Genomic DNA, 22586 nt, shown 5'->3' with positions numbered 1-22586 from the left:
GGCTACCGGATGTCCGGTAGCGGCCCCGCGTCGAGCAGATCAGACGTCGGTGGAGAAGCGGATACCGCCGTCGGGGATCTCCACGCCCGGCCACACCCGGGCACCGCGCAGCAGTTCACAGCGCGCGCCGATATTGGCGCCGTCACCGATCACGCCGTCGCGCACCAGCGCGCGCGGACCGATCCGGGCGCCGAAACCGACGATGGAGCGTTCCACGGTCGCGCCGGCCTCGACGACCGCGCCGTCGAAGATGACCGCGCCGTCCAGTCGCGCGCCGGCACCGATCTCGGCGCCACGCCCGACCACGGTGCCGCCGATGAGCAGCGCGCCCGGCGCCACCCCGGCACCGGGATGGACCAGCGACTCACCACGCTGACCCGGCAGTGCGGGCGAGGGGGCGATGCCGCGGACCAGGTCGGCCGAGCCGCGCACGAAGTCCTCCGGGGTACCCATGTCACGCCAGTAGGAGGCGTCGACATGGCCCTGCACGCGCGCACCCTCGGCCAGCAAAGCGGGGAAGACCTCGCGCTCCACCGAGACCGGGCGACCGGTCGGGATCTTCTCGATGTACTCGCGGCGGAACACGTAGCAGCCCGCGTTGATCTGGTCGGTCGGCGGATCCTGGGTCTTCTCCAGGAACGCGGTGACCCGGCCGTCGGCGTCGGTCGGCACGCAACCGAAGGCGCGCGGGTCGCTGACCCGGACCAGATGCAGGGTGACGTCGGCGTTGGTCGACTCATGGGTGTCGAGGATCGCGCCCAGGTCGGTGCCGCCCAGGACGTCGCCGTTGAACACCATCACGTTGTCCGCGCGCAGCCTGGGCAGCACGTTGCGGATACCGCCGCCGGTGCCGAGCGGCTCGGTCTCGGTGACGTACTCGAGCTCGAGCCCCAGTTCGGAGCCGTCACCGAAGTGCTCTTCGAACACCTCGGCCTTGAACGAGGTGCCGAGCACCACGTGGGTGATCCCGGCCTCGGCGATACGGGCCAGCAGGTGGGTCAGGAACGGCAGCCCGGCCGTCGGCAGCATCGGCTTTGGCGCCGAGAGGGTGAGCGGACGCAGCCGCGTGCCCTGTCCGCCGACGAGGATGACCGCGTCGGTGCCTGAGTTGCCTGCCATCGAGTTTCCCCTGTTCACAGTGGACCGGTACCTGCTCAGGCGCCGGTTCGCGCTTTCTCGCGCAGGGCCGATCGAACCGCAATCCGGGAGCGGACCGCAAGTCCGGCGCGCAGCGCGCCCCGCAACGGCGCCTGCCACCAGTGCGGATGCCGGTCGGCCTGGAAGCGGTAGGCGCTGGCGTGATGGGCGGGCAGCATCAGTTCGGGATGCTTGCCAGCGGCGTGGCCCTTGGCGTGGGTGACCTCGGCGTCGGGGACGAACACATTGTGCCAGCCGGCCTTGCCCATGCGGTCGCCGAAGTCGACGTCCTCCATGTACATGAAGTAGCGCGAGTCGAAGCCGTCGATGGTGTCGAACGCGGCCCGGCGCACCAGCAGGCACGAGCCGGACAGCCAGCCGACCACCCGCTCGGCGATCTCCTCGTTCTCCTGGCGGTAGCGCACCGACCAGGGGTTCTTCGGCCAGATCGCGCCCAGGATCGCGTGGCCCGCGCCGTCGGCGAGGCCGGGGACGCGGCGCGCGGACGGGTAGACGCTGCCGTCGGGCTCACGGACCATCGGCCCGAACGCGCCCGCGCGCGGCCAGCGCTCGGCGGCCTCGAGCATCTTGTCGATGGAGTCGACGCCCCAGCGGATGTCCGGGTTGGCCAGGATCACGAACTCGATCGACGGGTCGATCTCGGCGACGGCCCGGTTGATGGCGCCGCCGTAGCCGATGTTGCCGCCGGTACGCAGCAGCCGCACGTGCGAGTTGGCCTCGGCGACGAGCTCGGGCACGCCGTCGGTCGAGCCGTTGTCGGCCAGGATCACCTGCGGCTTCTCGCTGGTGGCATCGGCCAGGGTGGTGATGAAGTGCTCGAGGTGCTCGCCCGGTGAATAAGTCACCGTGACGACGGCAAGGCCCGCAGGGGCCGCGGAATCGGCTGCGTTCACGACTGCGCAGCCTAGTCGGACACGCGCTGTAGTGCGTCGGCTAGTGCGGAACGCCAAGGCCGCAGCGGGGTCAGCCCGGCCGCGTTCCACGCCGCGGGGGACAGCACCGAATACGGCGGGCGCGGTGCGGGTCTGGGGAAGGCTCTCGAATCACACGGCAGCACCCGGGCTGGATCGGCGCCGAGTTCGGTGAAAACGGCCACGGCCAGGTCGAACCAGGTGGCGGTGCCGGAATTGGTGGCGTGCAACACCCTGGGTGCGCCGGGGCGGGTGCTCAGTTCGAGCAGCGCGGCGGCCAGGTCGGCGGCGCTGGTGGGGGAGCCGACCTGGTCGTCGACGACGGTGACGGTGTCGCGTTCGGCTTCCAGCCTGCGCATGGTCGCGACGAAATCCCCCTCGACACCGGAATACACCCAGGCGGTGCGAACGACCTGGCCGCCGAACTCGAGCACGGCCTGCTCGCCCGCCAGCTTCGACTGGCCGTAGACCGTCGCGGGTCCGGTGGGGTCGCCGGGTTCATAAGGGGTGTCGGCGGTACCGGGGAAGACATAGTCGGTGGACACGTGGATCAGCCGGGCGCCCGCCGTGGCGCAGGCGGCGGCGAGGACGCCGGGACCGGTGGCATTGGCGGCGAAGGCGGCGTCGCGGTCGGACTCGGCGGCGTCGACGGCGGTGTAGGCCGCGCAATTGATCAGCACCGCGCCCGGGGTGAGGACCGCGTCGACGGCGGCGCGGTCGGTGATGTCGAGCTCGGCCCGGCCGTAGCCCGCGGCATCGGGGGCGAGCCGCAGGATCTCTCGCCCCAGCAGCCCGCGCGCTCCGGTTACGATCAGGCGAGCGGGGGCGGGGAAATCGGTGTACACGCGGCCAGTCTGGCACGCCGTGGCACCTGCGGTTCGGCTCGACTGTGGTAACTGTTGGTTAGCCTGTGATGGCCGGTTGCGGCGGACGAGCCCAGGTGTACGAGATGGCGAGATTGACCGGGGGAGATTCGGAGCCGGGCGCGGAGTTCGTCGAGAGGATGCACGAGTGCGAGAGTCGACACGACCACCCACGGTCGCCACGCAGACCGGTGCGGTCGGCCCGGCGCAGGTGATGGTGGCGATCGCGGCGGTCCTGGTGCTTGCCCTCACCGGATTCGCGTGGCGCAGTGTCGACAATCTGATCGCCAATATCGACCGCATCGGCGGGCTCGGTCTCGGCGGCGGCCGCGACGGCGCGGTCGACATCCTGCTCGTCGGCGTCGACAGCCGCACCGACGCCCACGGCAACCCGCTGACCTCCGCCGAACGCAAGATGCTGCACGCCGGCGACGAGGTGGGCACCAACACCGACACCATCGTGCTGGTCCGTGTCCCCAACGACGGCCGCTCGGCCACCGCGATCTCGATCCCGCGCGACTCCTACGTCGACATTCCCGGCCAGGGCAAAGGCAAGATCAACTCCGCCTACGGCGCAACCAAGGAGACCGAACGCGCGAAGCTGCTGGCCAAGGGCGGTTCCGAGGCCGACGCCGAACGGGATTCGACGAAGGCGGGCAGGCAGGCGCTGATCAAGTCGGTGGCCTCGCTCACCGGCATCACCGTCGATCACTACGCCGAGGTGAGTCTGCTGGGCTTCGTGCTGCTCACCGATGCCGTCGGCGGTGTCGAGGTGTGCCTGAACAACGCGGTCGACGAATGGATGTCGGGCGCCGACTTCCCGGCCGGGAAGCAGCGTCTCGACGGTGGGCAGGCGCTGAGTTTCGTGCGCCAGCGCCACGGGCTGCAGCGCGGTGACATCGACCGGATCGTGCGCCAGCAGGTGTTCATGGCCCAGCTGGTCGGTCAGTTGCTCGATGCGAAGGTCCTGGCGAATCCGGGCAAGCTCGGCGAGATCAGCGAGGCGGTCGGCCGGACCGTCGTGCTCGACGAGGACTGGGATGTGCTGGCCTTCCTGCAGCAGCTCAAGGACTTGTCCGGCGGCAAGGTGGAATTCGAGACCATCCCGGTCGCCGACCTCAACAGCATGACCTCGGCGGGCGAATCGGTCGTTCGGGTCGAGCCGAAGGCGGTGCAGGACTATGTCGCCGGGCTCGTCGGCGAGAAGAAGGAGCCGGACGACAAGCCGGAGGTCGACCCGTCGACGGTGTCGGTGAGCGTGTTCAACGCGGGCGGCACCGCCGGGCTCGCCGCCAAGGTGTCGGCGGCGTTGACGGGCAAGGGTTTCCGCGAAGGCCTGGTGGGCAATTACACAGGTGGCAGCGTGAGTTCGAGCCGGGTGCTCGCCGCCGACGCCGAGAACCCGAAGGCCGCCGCGGTGGCCGAGGCGCTCGGCGGTCTCACCGTGGTCGCGGATCCGTCGCTGTCGGCGGATACCGTGAGCGTGGTTCTGGCGAGCGACTATTCTGGTCCGGGCTCGGCCGCGGCAGGCATGTTCGATCTCGACGGAACATCCTCGGCGACCGCGACGCCAGTACCGCCAGCCCCGCCGATCGATGCAGGCCAGAACGGACCGAAATGCGTGAACTGACCCATGGTTGAGCCGAACTCGACCCTCACCGACGCCCTCCTCGACCCGATTCTCGAACGCGACCCCGCCGGTCCGCGCGTCACCTGGTACGACGACGCCACCGGCGCCCGCATCGAACTGTCCGGCCTGACGCTGGCCAATTGGGCCGCCAAGACGGCCAACCTGATCCGTGACGAGTTCGCGCTCAGCCCCGGCGCCAGGGTCGCGGTGCTGCTGCCCGCGCACTGGCAGACCGCCGCGGTGCTGCTCGGCTGCTGGTGGGCGGGCACGGAAGTGGTGCTCACGCCCGATCCCGACGCCGACCTCGCGCTGGTCACCCCCGACCGGCTCGACGACGCCGACGGTGTCGGCGAGGTGGCGGTGCTGTCGCTGGACGCCATGGGCACGCCCTTGCGTGACCTGCCGGTCGGCGTCACCGACTTCGCGACCGCGGTGCGCGTGCACGGCGACCAGTTCCTGCCCGGCGGATTCCGGGCCGCGCTCGACGGGCTCTCGGTCGGCGAGGTGCTCGCGCAGGCGCGGGTATCCGCCGCGCTGCAGGATATCTCCGCAGGTGATCGGGTGCTGTCGAGCTCGCCCTGGGAGACCGTGCAGGAGCTGATCGACGGGTACATCGCGGTGTTGTTCGCCGGTGCCTCGCTGGTACAGGTCGTCAATCCCGATCCGGCCGCGGTCGAGCATCGGGCCGCGACCGAGCGGGTGACGGTCCGGCGCTGACCCCCGCCGGGTCTCCTACCCAGGTATAGGTCGATCTCCGACTGGAACACGTTCCGCGCCGCTCGGAAAGTCCGTACCGTGGAAGGCACCTTTTCGGCAGAGCGGCAGGGGTGGCGATGATTGCGCAGTACTGGTTGCGGTGGTCAGCCGAGCACGGAGTGCCGCGGGCGTTCCTGCGCTGGCAGGTCCGGCGGGGTGACCCGTTCGCCGTCCTGCTCAGCGGACAGCGCGGTTTGCACGACCCCTACCCGCTGATCGACGAACTGCGCGAGCCCGGCGGTTTGCTCCGGTCGCCGCTGGCCTACGCCGCTTTCGACCACCCGCAGGTGCGGGCCACCCTGCGTGACAGCCGGTTCGGCGTGCGGCAGGCGCTCGGCGGCGAGCTGCCGGAACCGTGGCGCAAGCTCGCCGAGCGGGTGACGGTGCCGCCCAATCCGGTCGAGCCGCCGTCGATGCTGGTCCTCGATCCGCCCGAGCACACCAGGATGCGCAAGCCCGTGTCCTCGGCGTTCACCCCGCGTGCCATCGCCCGGCTGCGTGATCGGGTGGAGGTGGTCACCGCCGAACTGCTCGACGCGATGCCCGCGCACGGCTCGGTCGACCTGATCACCGATTTCGCGGCCAGGGTGCCGATCGCGATCATCGCCGAGATGCTCGGCTTCCCCGCGTCCGACCGCGAACTGTTCCTGCGCTGGGGTGACCAGGTGACGCCGCTGCTCGACATCGGAACCCCGTGGCGGTCCTACCGTGGCGCGATGGCCGCGATCGAGTCGATGGACGAGTACCTGGCCGCCCACATCGCGAAGCTGCGCCGGGAACCCGGCGAGGACATCCTGTCGACCCTGGTGAGCTCGGGTGATCTCGATCTGCGCGAATTGCAGGCTGGTGCGAGCCTGCTGATGGGCGCGGGTTTCGAGACGACGGTCAATCTGATCGGCAACGCGATCGCGGCGCTGTCGGCCAACCCGGATCAGCTCGCGATCGCCCAGGCCGATCCCGACCGCTGGTCCGATGTGGTGGAGGAGACCCTGCGCTTCGACCCGCCGGTGCAGACCACCGCGCGCCAGGCGCTCGAGGATGTCGAGATCGACGGTGTCACGGTCCGTGAGGGCGCCACCGTCATCCTGTCGCTGGCGGGCGCCAACCGCGACCCCGCGGTCTTCCCCGACCCGCACCGCTTCGACATCGACCGCCCGAACCTGCGGGAACACGTGGCCTTCAGCAGCGGCATCCACGCCTGCCTCGGTGCCAGCCTGGCTCGCATGGAAGCCGTCCACGCCCTGCGCGCCCTCTACACCCGCTACCCCGACCTGCGCCTGCGCGGCGAGCCGACCCGCCGAAACCTGTTCACCCTGCACGGTTTCGAACACATGCCGGTCGACCTGGGCCCGGTCGCCCGCACCCCGTCTCCGGACGGACTGGCCGGCGCAGCCCACGTGTCCTGACCCTGGCTGCGGGCCCGCGCCGGCGGTAGCCGGACCGCCTGGCAGATGCGCCTGTCCGAGCCTGGCTACGCCCCCGCGCGCCAGCGGTAGCGGGTCTTCGGGCGGCCCGCGCGGCCGTAATCGGCTCGGCGTTCGGCCAAGCCGTCGTCGGCGAGTTTTTCCAGGTAGCGCCAGGCGGTGATGCGGGAGACGCCGACGGCGGCCGCGGCGTCGGTGGCGGTGATGCCCGCTTCGGCCGAGCGGACGGCGCGGGATACCTCTTCGAGGGTGTGCTGCACAACGCCTTTCGGTGCGCCCGCGCGCTGGTCGGCGGTGCGTAGCGCACCGAGGGCGCGGTCGATGTCGTACTGCGACAGGGCCGCCTCGCCTGCGGGGAGCGCGGTGTCGAAATCGCGGTAGCGCTCCAGCTTTTCGCGGAACGCGGCGAAGGTGAAGGGCTTGAGCAGGTACAGCACCACGCCGTGGGCGACGGCGCTGCGCACCATGTTCAGCTCGCGGGCCGAGGTGATCGCGATGACGTCGGGGCGCGGTTCGAGACTGTTGAGGGCTGCGGCGACTTCGAGTCCGCTGATGTCGGGCAGGCCGATGTCCATCAGGACCAGATGGAACGGCCGGCCGTCGGCGATCGCCTCGGCGGCCAAGCCGAGCGCGTCGCGACCGGTGTGCGCGACACCGCCGGTGACGAATCCGTCGAGCCGCTCGAGGTAGGCCCGGTGTGCCTGGGCGATCAGCGGTTCGTCCTCGACGATCAGGACGCGGATCATCGAGAAACCTCCGTCGTGTGCGGTACCCGAGGGTCGGAGTGGTCGTAGTTCGGTTCAAGCGTCTCGTTGATTCTCGACATGCCGTTCGACTTCTTTCGAGGTGGTGCCGCCATGGGCGGTGTTCGGTCGGAGATCATCCATCCTGTGTCGATATTGCGCTGAGCTGTATAGTTTTCGGCGTGGACGAGGTCGTTCGCTACACCTACCGGCTGCGCCCTGGCGCGCAGGCGACGGCAGCGCTCGAATCCGAGTGGCACCGGTGCCGATTCCTGTGGAACGAAGCCGTCCATCAGTACCGGATCGGCGGCAAGCCGACCTTCGTGCGGCTCTCGAAGATGCTCACCGAAACTCGTTCCAGGGCAGCCTGGTTGCGGGAAGGCTCCCAAGTCGCACAGCAGCAGACACTGCGGACCTACGCTGCTGCCCTGGATCAGTCGTTCAAGGTCAGGGGTCGCGGACGGCCGAAGATCAAGCCCCGCAAGACGTCCCTGCCGTCGATGGAATACACCACGCGCGGATTCTCGATCCGGGACCGCAGGCTGCGGCTGCCGGGCAAGGTTTCGATTCCAGTGGTGTGGTCGCGCGATCTGCCGTCCCCACCGACGTCTGTTCGCGTCTACCGGGATTCCCTCGGCCACTGGTATGCGTCGTTCGTTACTCGCCGACCCGTTGTGTCCGTCGCCGTGGTGATTGGCGCAGTCGGGATCGACTGGGGAATCACGAAGACCGCTACCGCCACCAGTCCGGCCCATGATCTGCCGTATGCCGGGTACCGGCGCCGATGTGCCGCTGAACTCGCCCGTGCGCAACGGAAGATGGCCCGTCGCCGACGACCTCGTGGGCACACTCCATCGAAGGGATACGAGCAGGCACGACGCGAGGCTGCTCGACTTCACAAGAAGGCTGCCCGCCAGAACATACACGCCGCTCGTGTGTGGGCTCGACGAGTGGTTGCCGACCACCACCTCATCGCCATCGAGGACTTCAAGCCACGGTTTCTGGCACGCTCCACCATGGCCAGAAGAGCGGCCGACGCCGCGATCGGGGCGGCAAAGCGCGAACTGATCGGATGTGGCGTGCGGGCGGGCCGGAAGGTGGTGCTGGTTCCGCCCGCCTATACGACGATGACCTGCGCGAGTTGTTCTGTGAGAGCCAAACAGCGGCTCGCGCTGGGTGAGCGACTGTTTCGGTGTGAATTCTGCGGGCATACCGCAGACCGCGACCGTAACGCTGCCGGTGTGATTCTGGCAGCCACGGTAGAACTCGACTGTGCCAGCGTTGACGACATAAGACACTGCTTGCCTCCTTCCTGGGATGCGTGGGGTGCGGTCCGAGCTGGAAATCCCCTGGCTTCAGCCAGGGGAAGAGTTAAGGTTTCTCCCTCAGCGGAATGCGAACGATGACCGCGCTGTGTGGTGCGGCCGTGGTGGTGATGGCGCCGCCGTGCCGATCGACGAGGCGGTGCACGAGTGCCAGGCCGAGTCCGGCGTGGTCGGATTTGGTGGTGTAGCCGCGTTCGGCGGCGCGCACGAACATCTGTGCCGACATGCCGGGTCCGCTGTCGGAGACCCGCACCAGCAGTTCGCCGTCGCGGTGGCACACCGACACCTCCACCCGCTTGTCGACGGTGCCCGCCGCGGCGTCGATCGCGTTGTCGACGAGATTGCCGACCAGGGTGACGGCCTCGTGTGCCGACAGCGGATCGGTGGAGTCCAGCGCGGTGTCCTCGCTGATGGCCAGGCTCACCCCGCGCTCTGCCGCCTGATCGACCTTGCCGAGCAGCAGCGCGGCCAGCGCCGCGTCACCGACCGCGGACAGCAGCCGGTCGATGAGGACCTGCGAGAGTTGCAGCTCCGCGGTGGCGAAGGCGACGGCCTCCTCGGGGCGGCCCAGCTCGACCATCGTGACGACGGTGTGCAGCCGGTTCGCCGCCTCGTGCGCCTGCGCGCGCAGGGACTCGGCGAAACCGCGGACCGAATCGAGCTCGCCGAGGACCGCGCGCAGTTCGGTCTGGTCGCGGATGGTGAGCACGGTGCCGATCGGACGGCCCTCCCAGCTGACCACATCCTGGTTGACCAGCAGCACCCGATCGGTGGTCACGTGCGTCTCGTCGCGCACGACGCCCCAGCGCATCTGCCGCAGCGAGGTCGGCAGGTCGCTGCGATGCACCGGCCCCTCTGGCAGGTCGAGCAGCGTGCGCGCCTGATCGTTGACCACCTCGGCGGGACCTGGACTCGACCCGAACACCACCAGGCCCTCGTGCACGGAGTGCAGCACCGCGTCGTGGTGTTCGTAGAGCGCGCGCAGTTCGTCGGGCGCGAGGCCGTGGGTCTGGCGGCGCAGCCTGCGGCTGATCAGGAACGACGACAGCGCGGCCAGCGCCAGACCCGCCGCGGAGACACTCAGGATCACCGGCACCTGCGACGCGACCTGGGTGCCGATCCTGGCACGGGTGACCCCCGCCGAGACCAGCGCGACCACCCGGCCGCTGTCGTAGACCGGGGTAACCGCGCGGATCGACGGTCCGAGCGTGCCGGTGAAGGTCTCGGTGAACGTCTGCCCGGCCAGCGCGGCGTCGATGCTGCCGGAGAACGGCTTGCCGATCATCGCGGGATTGGTGTGGGTGTAGCGCGTGCGGTCCGGGGCCATCACGACGATGAAGTCCATGCCGGTGTCGGCGCGGATCCGCTCGGTGGTCGGTTGCAGCAGCCCGCTGGGGTAGGGGGAGTTCACCGCGGCCAGCGTCGACGGCGCCCGCGCGACGGAGACCGCCACGTCGCGGACCTGCAGTTCGGTGGCCACATCGTGGTCGTGCCGGGCGTCGAAGACCGCAAGGACGGCCCCGGTGCCGATCATCAGCGCCAGCACCACCAGTTGCCAGACGAAGGCCTGCCCGGCGAGCGACAGCCGTACTCGTCGCATCCTGAGACCCTCCGACCTCGTCTTGAACGTTATGCACCAAATGTGATGGGTGTCACAGCGGTTGCGCATGCTTGGGCGCCATGAGCACAACCACCGCACCATCGCGGAAACGCGACCATACCCATTGGCTGTACATCGCGGTGATCTTCGCGGTACTCGCGGGCATCCTGGTCGGCCGGCTCGCGCCGGAATTCGGTCAGTCGCTGGCGCCGCTGGGCACCCTGTTCGTGAACCTGATCAAGATGATGATCGCACCCGTCATCTTCTGCACGATCGTGCTCGGCATCGGATCGGTGCGCGCGGCCGCCACCGTCGGCAAGGTCGGTGGCCTGGCCATCGCCTACTTCCTGGCGATGTCGACGGTCGCGCTCGGGATCGGTCTCGTCGTCGGCAATTTGATCGAACCGGGGACCGGACTCGGCGTGGGCAGTGCGGGGGCCGGCGCCAAATACGCCGAGCAGGCGCACGGCGCGGGCGGCACGTGGGACTTCATCCAGAACATCGTGCCGACCACGCTGGTGTCCTCGCTGACCGCGGGCAGTGTGCTGCAGGCGCTGTTCGTCGCGCTGCTGGTCGGGTTCGCGGTGCAGGCGATGGGCGAGGCGGGCACGCCGATCCTGCGGGCCGTCGCGCTCGGTCAGAAGCTGGTGTTCCGGATCCTGTCGATGATCCTGTGGCTGGCCCCGATCGGCGCGTTCGGCGCGATCGCCAATGTGGTCGGCCGGACCGGCTGGTCGGCGGTGGTGCAACTGGCGACGCTGATGATCGCGTTCTACCTGACCTGCCTGGTCTTCGTCTTCGGCGTGCTCGGCGTCGTGCTGCGGGTGGTCTCGGGAGTGTCGATCCTGAAACTGTGCCGGTACCTGGCGCGCGAATACCTGCTGATCGTGGCGACCTCGTCCTCGGAATCGGCGCTGCCGCGGCTGGTCGCGAAGATGGAGCACGCGGGCGTCCAGCGCACGACCGTCGGTGTCGTTGTGCCGACCGGGTATTCGTTCAACCTCGACGGCACCGCGATCTACCTGACCATGGCGTCGATCTTCATCGCCGACGCGATGGGCAAGCCGCTGAGCCTGGGCGAGCAGATCGGCCTGCTGCTGTTCATGATCATCGCGTCCAAGGGCGCGGCGGGCGTCACCGGCGCGGGCCTGGCCACGCTCGCCGGTGGCCTGCAGAGTCACCGTCCCGAACTGCTCGACGGTGTCGGCCTGATCGTCGGCATCGACCGTTTCATGTCCGAAGCCCGTGCGCTGACCAACTTCTCGGGCAACGCGGTGGCCACGCTGCTCATCGGCACCTGGACCAAGACCGTCGACGCCGACCGCACCCGCCGTGTCCTCGATCGCGAACTGCCTTTCGACGAGGAGACGATGGTCGACGACCACCCGGTCGACATCCCGGCCCTCGAGCCGAAACCCGTTCCGGTGCAGTGACTACGCGCAAGGCCCCGCAGCGTCTGCGGGGCCTTGCGGGGTGTGCGGGATCAGGCGCGCGCCCACTTCTCCGGGTTCAGGTGGTACTGCACCAGCGCGGTGGCGTGGCCGTGGCCCATGCCGTGCTCGGTCTTGAGCCAGGTGACCAGGGCGGCGTGCTTGGTCTGTTCGGTCGCGCCGAGCAGGGCAAGCCACTCGTCCACGGTGCGGCCGTACTTGGCCTCGATGGTGGGGAAGTAGGACGCGGGGCCGTGCGGTGCGTTCGCCATGGTGGTTCCTCCTCGGTGGGTGCTCGTTATGGGTGATGACGATGGGGCCGCGCGGAATTCATCGCCGGGGTGAGCGGAGTCACACCGCGACCGCGACGCGCTGTTCGGAGGCGGTGATGGTGCGGCGTTCGCGGATCAGCAGGGCACCGGTGAGGGCGACGAGCGCCGCGGTGAAGCCGTGGACGCCGAACGCGGTGGCGGTGGAGCCGTCCCAGCTCAGCACCGTGATCATGTCGCCGGCCGGAATCAGCGCGAACGCCAGCATCGTGACGCCGAGCGCGAAGCGCTGCCGGGTGGCCAGCAGCGCCATGATCACGATGCCGGTGGCCACATCGCGCACACCTTTGACGTTCAGGAAGCCCACCGCGTCGCCCGCGGGCCAGGCAGGCAGGCCGAAGCCCGCGGCCGTGGCTTCGGGGGCGATCAGGTAGCTGAGGCCGACGTAGATGATGAACGCCCCGCCGGCCAGGGAGAGGGCGGTGGCGATGCGCGAGATGGTCATGGTGTGCTCCTGGATCTGTTTGCGTTGCTCTGAAATCTAGCATCGCTAGATGTTGTGGAGAACGATAGCGCGCGCATCGCTATCTTGTCTAGCGTTGCTAGAATTTCGAGCATGAGCACTCAACCGCGCAAGGAACGTGAACGCGCCCAACGACATCAGCAGATCATCGACACCGCGCGCGAACTCGCCGAAGCGGAGGGCTGGGACGCCGTCACCATCCGCAAACTGGCCGAGCGCATCGAGTACAGCCAGCCGGTGCTCTACAGCCACTTCGCGAACAAGGCGGCCATCCTCGGCGCCGTCGCCCTGCAAGGCTGCGTCGAGCTGGCCGAGGACGTGCGTCGCGCGCGCGAGGCCGCAACGACCCGGACCGAGATGTTCGACAAGGTCGCCCGCGCCTACCTCGACTTCGCCGTCGCCAACCCGGCCCGCTACGACGCGATCTTCGTGCTCGCCACCGACCTCACCTTCGGCCTTGACGCCCCGCAGCCGCTGCGCGATGCCTTCGCCGGCCTCGAGGCGATGTTCAGTTCGGGTGCCGAGGGTGACGAACTCGGCGCGCGCACCGAAGTGGCCTGGGCCTCCCTGCACGGCATCGCGACGCTGGAACGCAGTGACAGGTTGCGCCCGGAACTGCGGGAACGGCGGATCGCCCTGCTTGTCGAGAGCTGGGCGGCATTCGCCTGACCGCATCCGCCCGTGGCCGCGCCCGCGGACCTCGGCGCCGGCCCGTCGCGGTGACCGACGACTCGTCGGAGGAGGCCCGCGCGCCGCGTAGGTTGGAGACAACGACGCAGGTCGCCCACGGCGGCCGAGGGCGAAGGGACGACGGATGGCGGAAGTCGTAGTAGTCGGTTCGGGACCGAACGGCCTGGCCGCCGCGGTGATCGCGGCCAGAGCCGGGTTGTCGGTGCGGGTGCTCGAGGCGCAGGATCAGCCGGGCGGCGGGTCGCGGACGGCCGAACTCACCCTGCCGGGTTTCCACCACGACGTGTGCGCGGGCGCGCATCCGATGGCATTGGCCTCACCCTTCTTCCGCGCGTTCGATCTCGCCGCGCACGGTGTCGACCTGCTCACCCCGACGATCTCGTACGCGCATCCCCTCGACGGCGGCGTCGCCGGATTGGCCTGGCGCAATCTCGAATCCACCGTCGCCGACCTCGGCCGTGACGGCCCGGCCTGGCGCGAGCTGTTCGGCCCGCTGGTCCAGCACTGGCCCGATGTCGTCGACCTCGCCATGTCGGATCTACGGCACCCACCGACCCGGATACCCACCGCCGTCCGCTTCGGCCTGCGCCTGCTCGAACAGGGATCACCCCTGTGGAACAACCGCTTTCACGACGAGGTCGCGCCCGCGCTGCTCACCGGTGTCGCCACCCACGCCATTACCCAGCCCCGCGCGCTGCCCGCCGTCGGCGCCGCCCTGCTGCTCGGCACCCTTGCCCACGCGGGCGGCTGGGTGATTCCGCGCGGCGGCAGCCAGGCGATCCCGAACGCCATGATCGCCGAGCTGGAACGGCTCGGCGGCGAGATCGTCACCGGACATCGTGTCGACGACTTCGCCGAGCTGGCGACCGCACGCGCTGTCCTGTTCGACACCTCGCCCGCCGAACTCCTGCGCGTCGCCGGTGACCGCCTGCCGCAGCGATACCGCAACAGCCTCGGCAAATTCCGCTACGGCGGCGCGGCCTGCAAAGTCGACTTCGCCCTGTCGGGCCCGGTGCCGTGGACCGCCGAGGGCTGCGACCTGGCGGGTACCCTGCACCTGGTCGGCACCCGCGCGGAGGCGATGCACGCCGAACGCCGCGTCGCCGCAGGCGAATTCGCCGAGCGACCGTACGTCCTCGCGATCCAGCCCGGCGTCGCCGACAGCACCAGGGCGCCGGAAGGCAAGCACACCTTCTACACCTACGCCCACGTCCCCAACGGCTCCGACCGCGATATCAGCGAGGCGGTGATCGCCCAGGTCGAGCGCTTCGCCCCGGGCTTCCGCGACCTGATCCTCGCCCACCACGTGACACCGGCGGCCTTCATGCCCGCCCACAACGCCAACTACGTCGGCGGCGACATCTCCGCGGGCGCGATGACCCTGCGCCAGACCGCCTTCCGCCCCCTGGCTCGCTGGAACCCGTACTCGACGCCGATCCCCGGGACCTACCTGTGCTCGTCGTCGACCCCGCCCGGCCCCGGCGTCCACGGCATGCCCGGCCTGCACGCCACCCGGCACATGCTGCGCACCCGCTTCGGCATCGTCACCGAGCCGCTGGATCTCCTGCGCGGCGCCGCACCCGCCTACCACTGAATCAGGTGGTCGCGCGGGCCGATTCGGGCTTGACGACGTCCGGTTCCAGGTAAACGGTGCAGACGGTCGGGGCGGCGGCGCGGATGCGGGTGTCGGCGGCGTCGATGGCCTCCCCGACCTGGCTGATATCGAGCCCGGTCCGCATCGCGATCTTCGCGTTGACCAGCAGATCCTCCGGGCCGAGGTACTGGGTCTGGAGCCGGATGACGTGCACGATGCGCGGGTCGGCGAGCAGGGCGGCGCGAATCGCGATGTCCTCCTTGGCCGTCGCGCCCTCGCCGATGAGCAGGCTCTTGGTCTCGACGATCAGCACGATCGCGTTCACCCCGAGCAGCAGCCCGATGAGCAACGTGCCGACGCCGTCCCACACGCCGTTGCCGGTGAGGACCGTCAGGCTCACGCCACCGAGGGCGAACAGCAGCCCGACCAGCGCGCCCATGTCCTCGAGCAGCACCACGGGCAGTTCGGGATTGCGGGTGTTGCGGATGAAATGCCACCAGGAGTGCTTGCCCTTCAACGGCGCCGACTGCTTGCGCGCGGTGCGGAAGCTACCGCCCTCGAGCGCCATCGACACCAGCAGGATCACGATCGCGACGGCGGGGGACTCGATCTCGTGGGGGAACCGGATCTTGTGGATCGCCTCGTTCACCGCGAACAGGCAGCCCATGGTGAACAGCACCAGCGCCACGACGAACGAATAGAAGTACCGGTTGCGCGAGTACCCGAACGGATGCAGCGTGTCGGGGTCCTGCTCGGCCCGGTTGCGCCCGACCAGCAGCAGCGCCTCGTTGCCGGTGTCGGCCACCGAGTGCACGGCCTCGGCCAGCATCGACGACGAGCCCGTGATGAACGCCCCGATGAACTTCGCGATCATGATGCCCGCGTTCGCGGCGAGCGCGGCCAGGATCGCGATCTTGCTGTCTCCACCTTCGGCGGCCATGCCACCGAACGGTACCCGCCGCTCCGGTCACGGCTACCCCGCTCGCCGACCGTGTCGGCCCACCGACGCCGATCGCCGCCGCCCCGAGCGGGACGACGGCGATCGGCCGGAGCTGTCGGATCAGACGGACTGGGTCCGGTACAGATCGGGCTCGAGGTAGATCAGCCGGGCGGTGGGCACCGCGGCACGCACCCGCACCTCGGCCGCGTCGATCGCCTCGGCGATCTCGGCGATATCGAGGTTCGGCGCGATCGCCACCTTGGCGGCCACCAGCATCTCGTCCGGGCCGAGGTACTCGGTCTTGAGGTGGATCACCGAGGTGATCTTGGCGCCGTCGACCAGGTTCTCGCGGACCGCGCGATCCTGCTCCGGCGTGGCGCCCTCACCGATCAGCAGGCTCTTCATCTCCACGATCAGCACGATCGCGATGAGGCCGAGCAGGATACCGATGAACAGGGTGCCGATGCCGTCGAAGACCGGGTTGCCGGTGATCATGGTCAGCCCGACCGCGCCGAACGCGAGCACAAGACCGATGAGCGCGCCGGTGTCCTCGAGCAGCACCACCGGCAGCTCGGGGCTGCGCGAGTTGCGGATGAACCGCCACCAGCTGGCATTGCCCTTGAGCGGCCTGGATTCACGCACCGCGGTGATGAAGCTGAAGGTCTCCAGGCCGATCGCGATGCCGAGGATGACGATCGCGACGATCGGCTGACTCAGGTCCTCGGGATGCTGGATCTTGTGGATACCCTCGTAGATCGCGTACACCGAGCCGAGGGTGAACAACACCAGGGCGACGACGAACGAGTAGAAGTAGCGATTGCGGCCGTATCCGAACTGGTGCAGCTCGTCGGCGTCCTTGGCCGCGGCGCGCTGTCCGTACAGCAGCAGGCCCTGATTCGACGTGTCGGCGACCGAGTGCACTGCCTCGGCCAGCATCGATGCCGATCCCGTGATCGCCGCGCCGATGAACTTCGCCACCGCGATACCCGCATTGGCCGTCAACGCGGCGAGGATCGCCTTCTTGCCACCACCAGCCGACATCTGCCCGCCCTTCTACTTCGCTGTACACGCTCGTGCCCGCAACAGCCTAAGTGGCCGAGGGCGAAAAGTGCGCGTCGGCGTCAGTTCCCGGTGCCGACGCAGGCGCTGAACAGCTGCGCGGGTCCGCCGATGGCACGTGCCTTGATGTCGGTGTCGGCCGCGGAGATCCACGCCGCGCTGCCGCAGGCGACGGTGAGCGCGCGCCCGTTCTGGGACAGCTCGACGGTGCCCTCGGTGCACAGCACGATGCCGGGCCCGGCGTCGGCGAGCGCGACCGGCTCGGCCTCGGCGGACAGGTCGAACCGGCACAGCGCGAACTCCGGTGCCGGCGTGCGGTATCGCACGCTGCCGTCCGCGCCGAGCGCTGGCTCGATCACCGGAAGTTCGATCGGCTCGAAGTCGAGCACCCGCAACAGTTCCGGCACGTCGACGTGCTTGGGGGTGAGACCGCCACGCAACACGTTGTCGGAGTTGGCCATGATCTCCACGCCGACCCCACGCAGGTAGGCGTGCAGGTTGCCCGCGTCGAGATACAGGGCCTGGCCGGGTTCCAGCGTCAACCGGTTCAGCAGCAGTGCGGCGAGCACGCCCGCGTCACCGGGGTAGGCCTCGGCCAATTCCAGCGCGGTGCGCACCTCGGCGGTGAACTCGCGCGCGCCCTTGCCGGACAGGTACCGCACACAGCCTTCGAGCACCGCGGGCAGCAGCGTCGACAGCGCGGCGGGGGGCAGCGTGATCCAGGTGGTGAACAGCGTCCGCAAGCCGGCCGAATCGGGCTGGGCGGCAAGCAGTTCGGCGTAGAGATTGAGGCCGGGCACATCGAGCGCGCGCAGCAGGTCGACGGTGCGGTGCGGGTCGCGGAAACCGGCCAGCGCCTCGAATCGGTCCAGCGCCACAACGAGTTCCGGCTTGTGGCTGTCGTCGCGGTAGTTGCGCATGGGGGAGTCCAGCGGCACCCCGGTGCGGTTCTCCCGTTCGAAGCCCGCCCGAGCCTGCGCCGAGCTGGGATGGGCCTGCAGCGACAGCGGCTCCTCGGCGGCGAGGATCTTGAGCAGGAACGGCAGCCGGGCACCGAAGGTGTCGGCCGCCGCGCCCAGCTCGCGCGCCGGGTCGGCGGCGACCACCTCGAGGAGGGATCGGGTGCCTTCGGCGACCTTCACCCGCGCGGGGTCGGCGGGGTGGGCGCCGAACCAGAGTTCGGCCTCGGGATGGGCCGACGGCACCGGCCGACCGCACAGCTGAGCGAGCGCGGTGCGCGACCCCCATGCGTAGGAACGCAGCGCACCAACGAGTTCCTGCACTAGTAGTGTCCCCCGTCGTGGTAGCGATCCGGAGGCGCGGTCGCACCGCGCGCACCCGTCAGTCGTAGATAAGCGGCGGCCATGTCCAGCCGCAGCGCGAGCACCGCCAGTTGCTCGATCTCGCTGCCGTGCCCGCCCCCTGCGGCGGACGTGGCGGCGGCGCTGTCGGAGGCAGGCGCGGCGCCCGGCTCGGCGAGCTGGTCCTGCAGCACGTCGACATCGGCGTGCACCAGATCGGCGTCGACGAGGCCACTGCCAACGCCGTGGAACACCGCGAGCTTGCGCCGGACGGCGGCCTGATCGGGATGCACGCTCAGCGCGAGCACCCGCACCCGGTCGACCGGGGCCGGACCGTCGAGTTCCTCGTCGTGGAACAGCGGATCGAAACCTGGTGCGGAACCGCCCGCGACCTCGGTCAGCTGTCCGACGGCGGCGATGGTGTCGGACAGGTCGGCGGCCGCGGCCAGCCTGCCCGCCGACTGCAACAGCACCTCGGCGCCGTGCCCGGCCAGTTCGACCGCGGCCGGTGAGTCGCCCGCGAGGACGACGCCGACGCCGAGCATGCGCGCGGCGAGTGTCTTGGCCGGATTGTGGAAGACCTCGTTGTGCGGGCCGTCGCGCAGCGCCTCGGCGTCGAGCATGTCGGCCAGCGCCGTCAGATCGGGCGTGACGGGCACGCTGCGCTGGGCATCGATGCCGCGCAGCACCGCGATGCCGACCGCGAGGAAACGCAGCAGCCGGTTGTGGTCGAGGACGGGCACCCGCGGTTCGAGGACGATCGCGCGGCCCGCGGCGACCGCGCGCAGCGGACCCTCGTTCGGCGCCGCGATCACCACTTCGGCACTGCGGCGCAGCGCCCGGTCGACGGCGTCGATCAGCCGCGGATCGCCCGCGTCGTCGCCGGCGACCAGCACCACGTCCAGCGGACCGACCCACGGCGGCAGCGAGGTGACGGGCACGATCGGCAGCCCGGCCCGGTCACCGAGGGTGGCGACAAGCAGCCCGGCGGCGCGGGCCGCCCGGCCAGAACCGGAGACGAGGACCAGGCTGCGCGGACGCAATTCGGACAGGCGTTCGGTGAGCGAGGTTTCGGCGACCGCCGCGGCCGTCGCCCGCACCTGAGCGCCACCCGAAGCCGCCGAACGTAAGGCGCCGCCGGTGTCGGCCGCCTCCAGCGACGCGGCATCGTCGAGGTCGAATACCGGTGTTCCAGCGATCATCGCCGATCCCACCTCCCCTCATCGCGCTGTGTCGTCTGCCGGCAAGCCGTCGGCGAATACAAGGTCTGTGATTCCACTATTCCAGTCAGGCGCGGACGATGCCCAGGATCTCGGTCACGAGTTCGTCGACTTCAGCCTGCGATCCGGCTTCGACGTTGAGACGAAGCAGCGGTTCGGTATTCGAGGCGCGCAGATTGAACCAGGCGTTGGCGCCGAGATCGACGGTAACGCCGTCGAGACGGTCCACCGAGACGGTGCGGTCGGCAAACGCGGCGAGTACCGCCGCCGTGCGCTCGGCGGCGTCGGCGACGGTCGAGTTGATCTCGCCGGAGGCCGCGTAGACGTCGTAGGCGGCCATCAGCTCCGAGACCGGGCGCTGACCCTCACCGAGCGCGGCCAGCACGTGCAGCGCGGCCAGCATGCCCGAATCGGCGCCCCAGAAATCACGGAAGTAGTAGTGCGCCGAATGCTCGCCACCGAAGACCGCGCCCGTCGACGCCATCTCCTGCTTGATGAACGAGTGCCCGACCCGGGTACGCACCGGCTTGCCGCCGAGCTCCTCGACCAGCTCGGGCACCGCGCGCGAGGTGATCAGGTTGTGGATGATCGTCGCGCCCGGCTCCTTGGTGAGCTCGCGCTGGGCGACCAGCGCCGTGATCGCCGACGGGGAGACCGGCTCGCCGCGCTCGTCGACGACGAAGCAGCGGTCGGCGTCGCCGTCGAAGGCGAGGCCGATGTCGGCGCCGCTGCGGCGCACCAGCGCCTGCAGATCGACCAGGTTCTTCGGGTCGAGCGGGTTGGCCTCGTGATTGGGGAACGAGCCGTCGAGTTCGAAGTACAGCGGCACGATGGTGATCGGGCCGAGCGTGCCGAGCACGGCGGGGACGGTGTGGCCGCCCATGCCGTTGCCCGCGTCGACCGCGATGGTCAGCGGGCGGATGTCGTCGAGGTTCACCAGCTCGCGCAGGAAGCTCGCGTAGTCGGCGAGCAGATCGGTGGTCGTCGCGGTGCCCGCGGCGCCGTCGTAGGCGGGCACGCCGTCGACGACCTCGGCCGCGATGGTGGCCAGCCCGGTGTCCTGGCCGACGGGCAGCGCGTTCGCGCGGCACAGCTTGATGCCGTTGTAGCGGGCCGGATTGTGGCTGGCGGTGAACATGGCGCCGGGACAGCCGAGCTTGCCCGAGGCGAAGTAGAGCTGATCGGTGGAGGCGAGCCCGATGTGCACCACATCGAGGCCCTGGGCCCGCACGCCGTCGGCGAAGGCCGCGGCCAGTTCGGGGGAGGACTCGCGCATGTCGTGGCCGATCACGACCCGGGTGGCGCCCTCGTCGCGCATCAGCCGGGCGAACGAGGCGCCCACATCCATGACGAACCCCGCGTCGATCTGTTCGCCCACCACCCCGCGGACGTCATAAGCCTTGATCACGGCGTTCACGAGTTCGCCAGAGCGCGCGACAGTCGTCATGGTTAGTACCCTAGCGGCCGCGCGGGGGATTCCGGGTCCGCGGGTGTGGCCTGAGGATTTACGGGTCTGGGAGGACGCGTAGGTGGCCGCGGCGGCCGGTGCGGGTGGTGCGCGGTGCGGCGGGCGTGTTGTCGCGGTAGCCGGGCTGGTCGGCGTCGGCGGGGCGGCGGCGCAGGCCCGCTTCGCGCACGGCCTCGGCCAGTGCGGTCAGGTCGTCGTCGTCGGGGGTGCTCGAGGAGAATCCGCCTTCGTGACGCACCAGTTCCCAGCCCTTGGGGGCGGTGATGCGGCAGGCGTGGGTTTCGCACAGATCCCAGGAATGCGGTTCGGCGACGGTGGCCAGCGGTCCGACGACGGCGGTCGAGTCGGAGTACACATACGTCAGCGTCGCTACAGCCGGGTTCTTGCAGCCGGGTCGGCAGCAACGACGCATGGGGATCACGACGTCGAGATTAGCCCTCCGGCCCGCAAAAGTGGATACGGACACGCGGTGATACGCGCCCGTTATCGGCCGCCGCGCTACTCGGGTTCGGGATCGATCAGGTCCGGATCGACGCCGAGATAGGTCGCGATCTGCTGGACGAGAACCTCGCGCAGCAGCTCGACGAGATCGTCGGGATCGGCGGCGCGCAGCTCCAGCGGCTTGCGGAACAGCACCACCCTGGCGCGGGTCGCCGCGCCGTGCCGGTCGACCCCGGCGGGGATCAACCGCGACAGCGGCACCGGCCCGTCGGCGACCACCTCATCCGGCCAGGTGACCGAATCAGGGTGCAGCGGACGGATTTTCGGTACATCGTCGACGGCGATGTCGAGCTTGGTGAGCCGATCGTGCCAGCGGGTGTCCAACGGGGCGAACGCCTCGAGCACGAGCCGGTCGAACTTCTGTCCTCTGGTGCGCCACGCGGGAACGGTGGGCGGGAGCATGGGTCCACGAACGCCACGACCGCGGCGGGTCACCGACCGTGCGGTGGGGGCCGGGGAATGACGCCGGGAACGTGCCATGGGAACTCGTCCACCTTTCTCGCGTGCACCTGTCGTGCCCGTCGAGCCGGAGGACGGCGCGACTACTGGGCGTTCGCCCGAAGCACCGACGTACTGCGCCTGCGTGCTCCGGGCTGGAGCCTCAGAGTCTACTTTCGAACATTCTCTTAACCGATTCCGCGCTTCAGCCTGCGACGCTCTCGTTCCGAGAGACCGCCCCAGATGCCGAAACGTTCGTCGTGCGCCAGTGCGTACTCCAGGCACTGATCGCGCACCTCGCAGCCCAAGCAGATGCGCTTGGCCTCACGGGTCGAGCCGCCCTTCTCGGGGAAGAACGCCTCGGGGTCTGTCTGCGCGCAGAGAGCGCGTTCCTGCCACTGCTCTTCGATGGACTCGAACATCTCGTCGAAGCCCGTCACGACCAGACTCAGCCGGGGAGCCGCGACTTCGCTTGCCACGTCCGGTTCCGGCCAGCTCTCCTCGGCGCAGACAGCGTGAGCTGCGCCTGCTGTGGAATCGGTCGGCGAGACCATGTTTTCGGTCATCGTTCCGCCTCCTCACTATGTGTTAGCGCAGAATGATTCTTTCCGTCGGACCAACACACTCCCCGACGGCCCAACACCGCGATGTAGTCCCGCGGGCTTCCCCGAACCTGTCTTCCGGCGAGCCAACGCCCTCTCGCAAACGCCCCCGCGCTATGTCTACTCGCGGTGACCGGAATG

General features: G+C 69.6%; 22 protein-coding genes. 7 read left to right on the top strand and 15 right to left on the bottom strand.

The window, feature by feature from the left end; all coding sequences use genetic code 11:
• Positions 1-39: 39 nt before the first annotated feature.
• Genes ACWF82_RS23805 through rfbD form a run of 3 tightly spaced genes read right to left on the bottom strand, consistent with a single transcriptional unit; the run spans position 40 to position 2914 of the window.
• Positions 40-1119, bottom strand: coding sequence for a mannose-1-phosphate guanylyltransferase (locus ACWF82_RS23805; RefSeq protein WP_379040039.1), 1080 nt, complete (start codon positions 1117-1119; stop codon positions 40-42).
• A gap of 35 nt (positions 1120-1154) precedes the next feature.
• Entirely contained in the window at positions 1155-2051 is an 897-nt protein-coding gene (locus ACWF82_RS23800) for a glycosyltransferase family 2 protein (protein WP_378852908.1), read from the bottom strand.
• An 11-nt stretch (positions 2052-2062) separates the two neighbouring features.
• A complete protein-coding gene (gene rfbD, locus ACWF82_RS23795) occupies positions 2063-2914 on the bottom strand; it encodes a dTDP-4-dehydrorhamnose reductase (protein WP_452504438.1) in 852 nt (283 codons plus the stop codon).
• Positions 2915-3146: 232 nt separating this feature from the next.
• On the opposite strand from rfbD, the gene ACWF82_RS23790 reads away from it, so the two are divergent.
• The 3 genes from ACWF82_RS23790 (at position 3147) to ACWF82_RS23780 (ending at position 6724) form a co-directional block, all read left to right on the top strand.
• The gene (locus ACWF82_RS23790; RefSeq protein ID WP_452504452.1) at positions 3147-4562 is read left to right on the top strand and encodes an LCP family protein; all 1416 of its coding nucleotides are present in this window, start codon (positions 3147-3149) and stop codon (positions 4560-4562) included.
• A gap of 3 nt (positions 4563-4565) precedes the next feature.
• Positions 4566-5279 carry a TIGR03089 family protein gene (locus tag ACWF82_RS23785; protein WP_452504436.1) on the top strand — a complete coding sequence of 238 codons (714 nt, stop codon included), beginning with the start codon at positions 4566-4568 and terminating at the stop codon, positions 5277-5279.
• A gap of 116 nt (positions 5280-5395) precedes the next feature.
• Positions 5396-6724 carry a cytochrome P450 gene (locus tag ACWF82_RS23780; protein WP_452504434.1) on the top strand — a complete coding sequence of 443 codons (1329 nt, stop codon included), beginning with the start codon at positions 5396-5398 and terminating at the stop codon, positions 6722-6724.
• 65 nt (positions 6725-6789) lie between these two features.
• Here ACWF82_RS23780 and ACWF82_RS23775 read toward each other — a convergent pair whose 3' ends face one another.
• Positions 6790-7488, bottom strand: coding sequence for a response regulator (locus tag ACWF82_RS23775; RefSeq protein ID WP_189026580.1), 699 nt, complete (start codon positions 7486-7488; stop codon positions 6790-6792).
• Positions 7489-7667: 179 nt separating this feature from the next.
• On the opposite strand from ACWF82_RS23775, the gene ACWF82_RS23770 reads away from it, so the two are divergent.
• Entirely contained in the window at positions 7668-8891 is a 1224-nt protein-coding gene (locus ACWF82_RS23770) for an RNA-guided endonuclease InsQ/TnpB family protein (RefSeq protein WP_452504432.1), read from the top strand.
• On the opposite strand, the gene ACWF82_RS23765 is transcribed toward ACWF82_RS23770, so the two are convergent.
• On the bottom strand, positions 8857-10410 hold the full coding sequence (locus ACWF82_RS23765) for a sensor histidine kinase (protein WP_452504430.1): 1554 nt from the start codon (positions 10408-10410) through the stop codon (positions 8857-8859). The genes ACWF82_RS23770 and ACWF82_RS23765 overlap by 35 nt on opposite strands.
• Positions 10411-10490: 80 nt before the next feature.
• Here ACWF82_RS23765 and ACWF82_RS23760 point away from each other — a divergent pair, with 80 nt between their 5' ends.
• Positions 10491-11843 carry a cation:dicarboxylate symporter family transporter gene (locus ACWF82_RS23760; protein ID WP_452504428.1) on the top strand — a complete coding sequence of 451 codons (1353 nt, stop codon included), beginning with the start codon at positions 10491-10493 and terminating at the stop codon, positions 11841-11843.
• 50 nt (positions 11844-11893) lie between these two features.
• On the opposite strand, the gene ACWF82_RS23755 is transcribed toward ACWF82_RS23760, so the two are convergent.
• Both ACWF82_RS23755 and ACWF82_RS23750 read right to left on the bottom strand, forming a co-directional pair.
• The gene (locus ACWF82_RS23755) at positions 11894-12112 is read right to left on the bottom strand and encodes a DUF4287 domain-containing protein (RefSeq protein WP_379303692.1); all 219 of its coding nucleotides are present in this window, start codon (positions 12110-12112) and stop codon (positions 11894-11896) included.
• 79 nt (positions 12113-12191) lie between these two features.
• Positions 12192-12614 (bottom strand): DUF4267 domain-containing protein, encoded by a 423-nt coding sequence (locus ACWF82_RS23750; RefSeq protein WP_452504426.1) that lies wholly within the window; start codon positions 12612-12614, stop codon positions 12192-12194.
• 111 nt (positions 12615-12725) lie between these two features.
• Between ACWF82_RS23750 and ACWF82_RS23745 the strand changes: the two genes are divergently transcribed.
• Both ACWF82_RS23745 and ACWF82_RS23740 read left to right on the top strand, forming a co-directional pair.
• Positions 12726-13301, top strand: coding sequence for a TetR/AcrR family transcriptional regulator (locus ACWF82_RS23745; protein WP_452504424.1), 576 nt, complete (start codon positions 12726-12728; stop codon positions 13299-13301).
• Between the two features lie 145 nt (positions 13302-13446).
• A complete protein-coding gene (locus ACWF82_RS23740) occupies positions 13447-14916 on the top strand; it encodes a phytoene desaturase family protein (protein WP_452504422.1) in 1470 nt (489 codons plus the stop codon).
• A gap of 1 nt (position 14917) precedes the next feature.
• Here the strand turns inward: ACWF82_RS23740 and ACWF82_RS23735 are convergent, their stop codons facing one another.
• From ACWF82_RS23735 to ACWF82_RS23700, 8 genes are all read right to left on the bottom strand, one after another.
• Positions 14918-15856: a cation diffusion facilitator family transporter gene (locus ACWF82_RS23735; RefSeq protein ID WP_452504420.1), complete on the bottom strand. Its 939-nt coding sequence runs from the start codon at positions 15854-15856 to the stop codon at positions 14918-14920.
• Between the two features lie 120 nt (positions 15857-15976).
• On the bottom strand, positions 15977-16897 hold the full coding sequence (locus tag ACWF82_RS23730) for a cation diffusion facilitator family transporter (RefSeq protein ID WP_452504418.1): 921 nt from the start codon (positions 16895-16897) through the stop codon (positions 15977-15979).
• 80 nt (positions 16898-16977) lie between these two features.
• Positions 16978-18198: a mannose-6-phosphate isomerase, class I gene (manA, locus tag ACWF82_RS23725; protein ID WP_452504417.1), complete on the bottom strand. Its 1221-nt coding sequence runs from the start codon at positions 18196-18198 to the stop codon at positions 16978-16980.
• A complete protein-coding gene (locus ACWF82_RS23720) occupies positions 18198-19418 on the bottom strand; it encodes a tobH protein (protein ID WP_452504415.1) in 1221 nt (406 codons plus the stop codon). The genes manA and ACWF82_RS23720 overlap by 1 nt, the downstream gene beginning before the upstream one ends.
• Positions 19419-19503: 85 nt before the next feature.
• Positions 19504-20883 (bottom strand): phosphomannomutase/phosphoglucomutase, encoded by a 1380-nt coding sequence (locus tag ACWF82_RS23715; RefSeq protein ID WP_452504413.1) that lies wholly within the window; start codon positions 20881-20883, stop codon positions 19504-19506.
• 58 nt (positions 20884-20941) lie between these two features.
• Positions 20942-21316: a DUF3499 domain-containing protein gene (locus ACWF82_RS23710; protein WP_195826244.1), complete on the bottom strand. Its 375-nt coding sequence runs from the start codon at positions 21314-21316 to the stop codon at positions 20942-20944.
• Positions 21317-21402: 86 nt separating this feature from the next.
• Positions 21403-21885, bottom strand: coding sequence for a metallopeptidase family protein (locus ACWF82_RS23705; protein WP_194826429.1), 483 nt, complete (start codon positions 21883-21885; stop codon positions 21403-21405).
• Between the two features lie 146 nt (positions 21886-22031).
• Entirely contained in the window at positions 22032-22265 is a 234-nt protein-coding gene (locus tag ACWF82_RS23700) for a WhiB family transcriptional regulator (protein ID WP_133733920.1), read from the bottom strand.
• Positions 22266-22586 lie beyond the last annotated feature (321 nt).

It is taken from the genome of Nocardia sp. NPDC055053 (assembly GCF_053608285.1).
The sequence above is the reverse complement of the archived record's forward strand: the minus strand, read 5'-3'. Positions and strand labels throughout refer to the sequence as shown.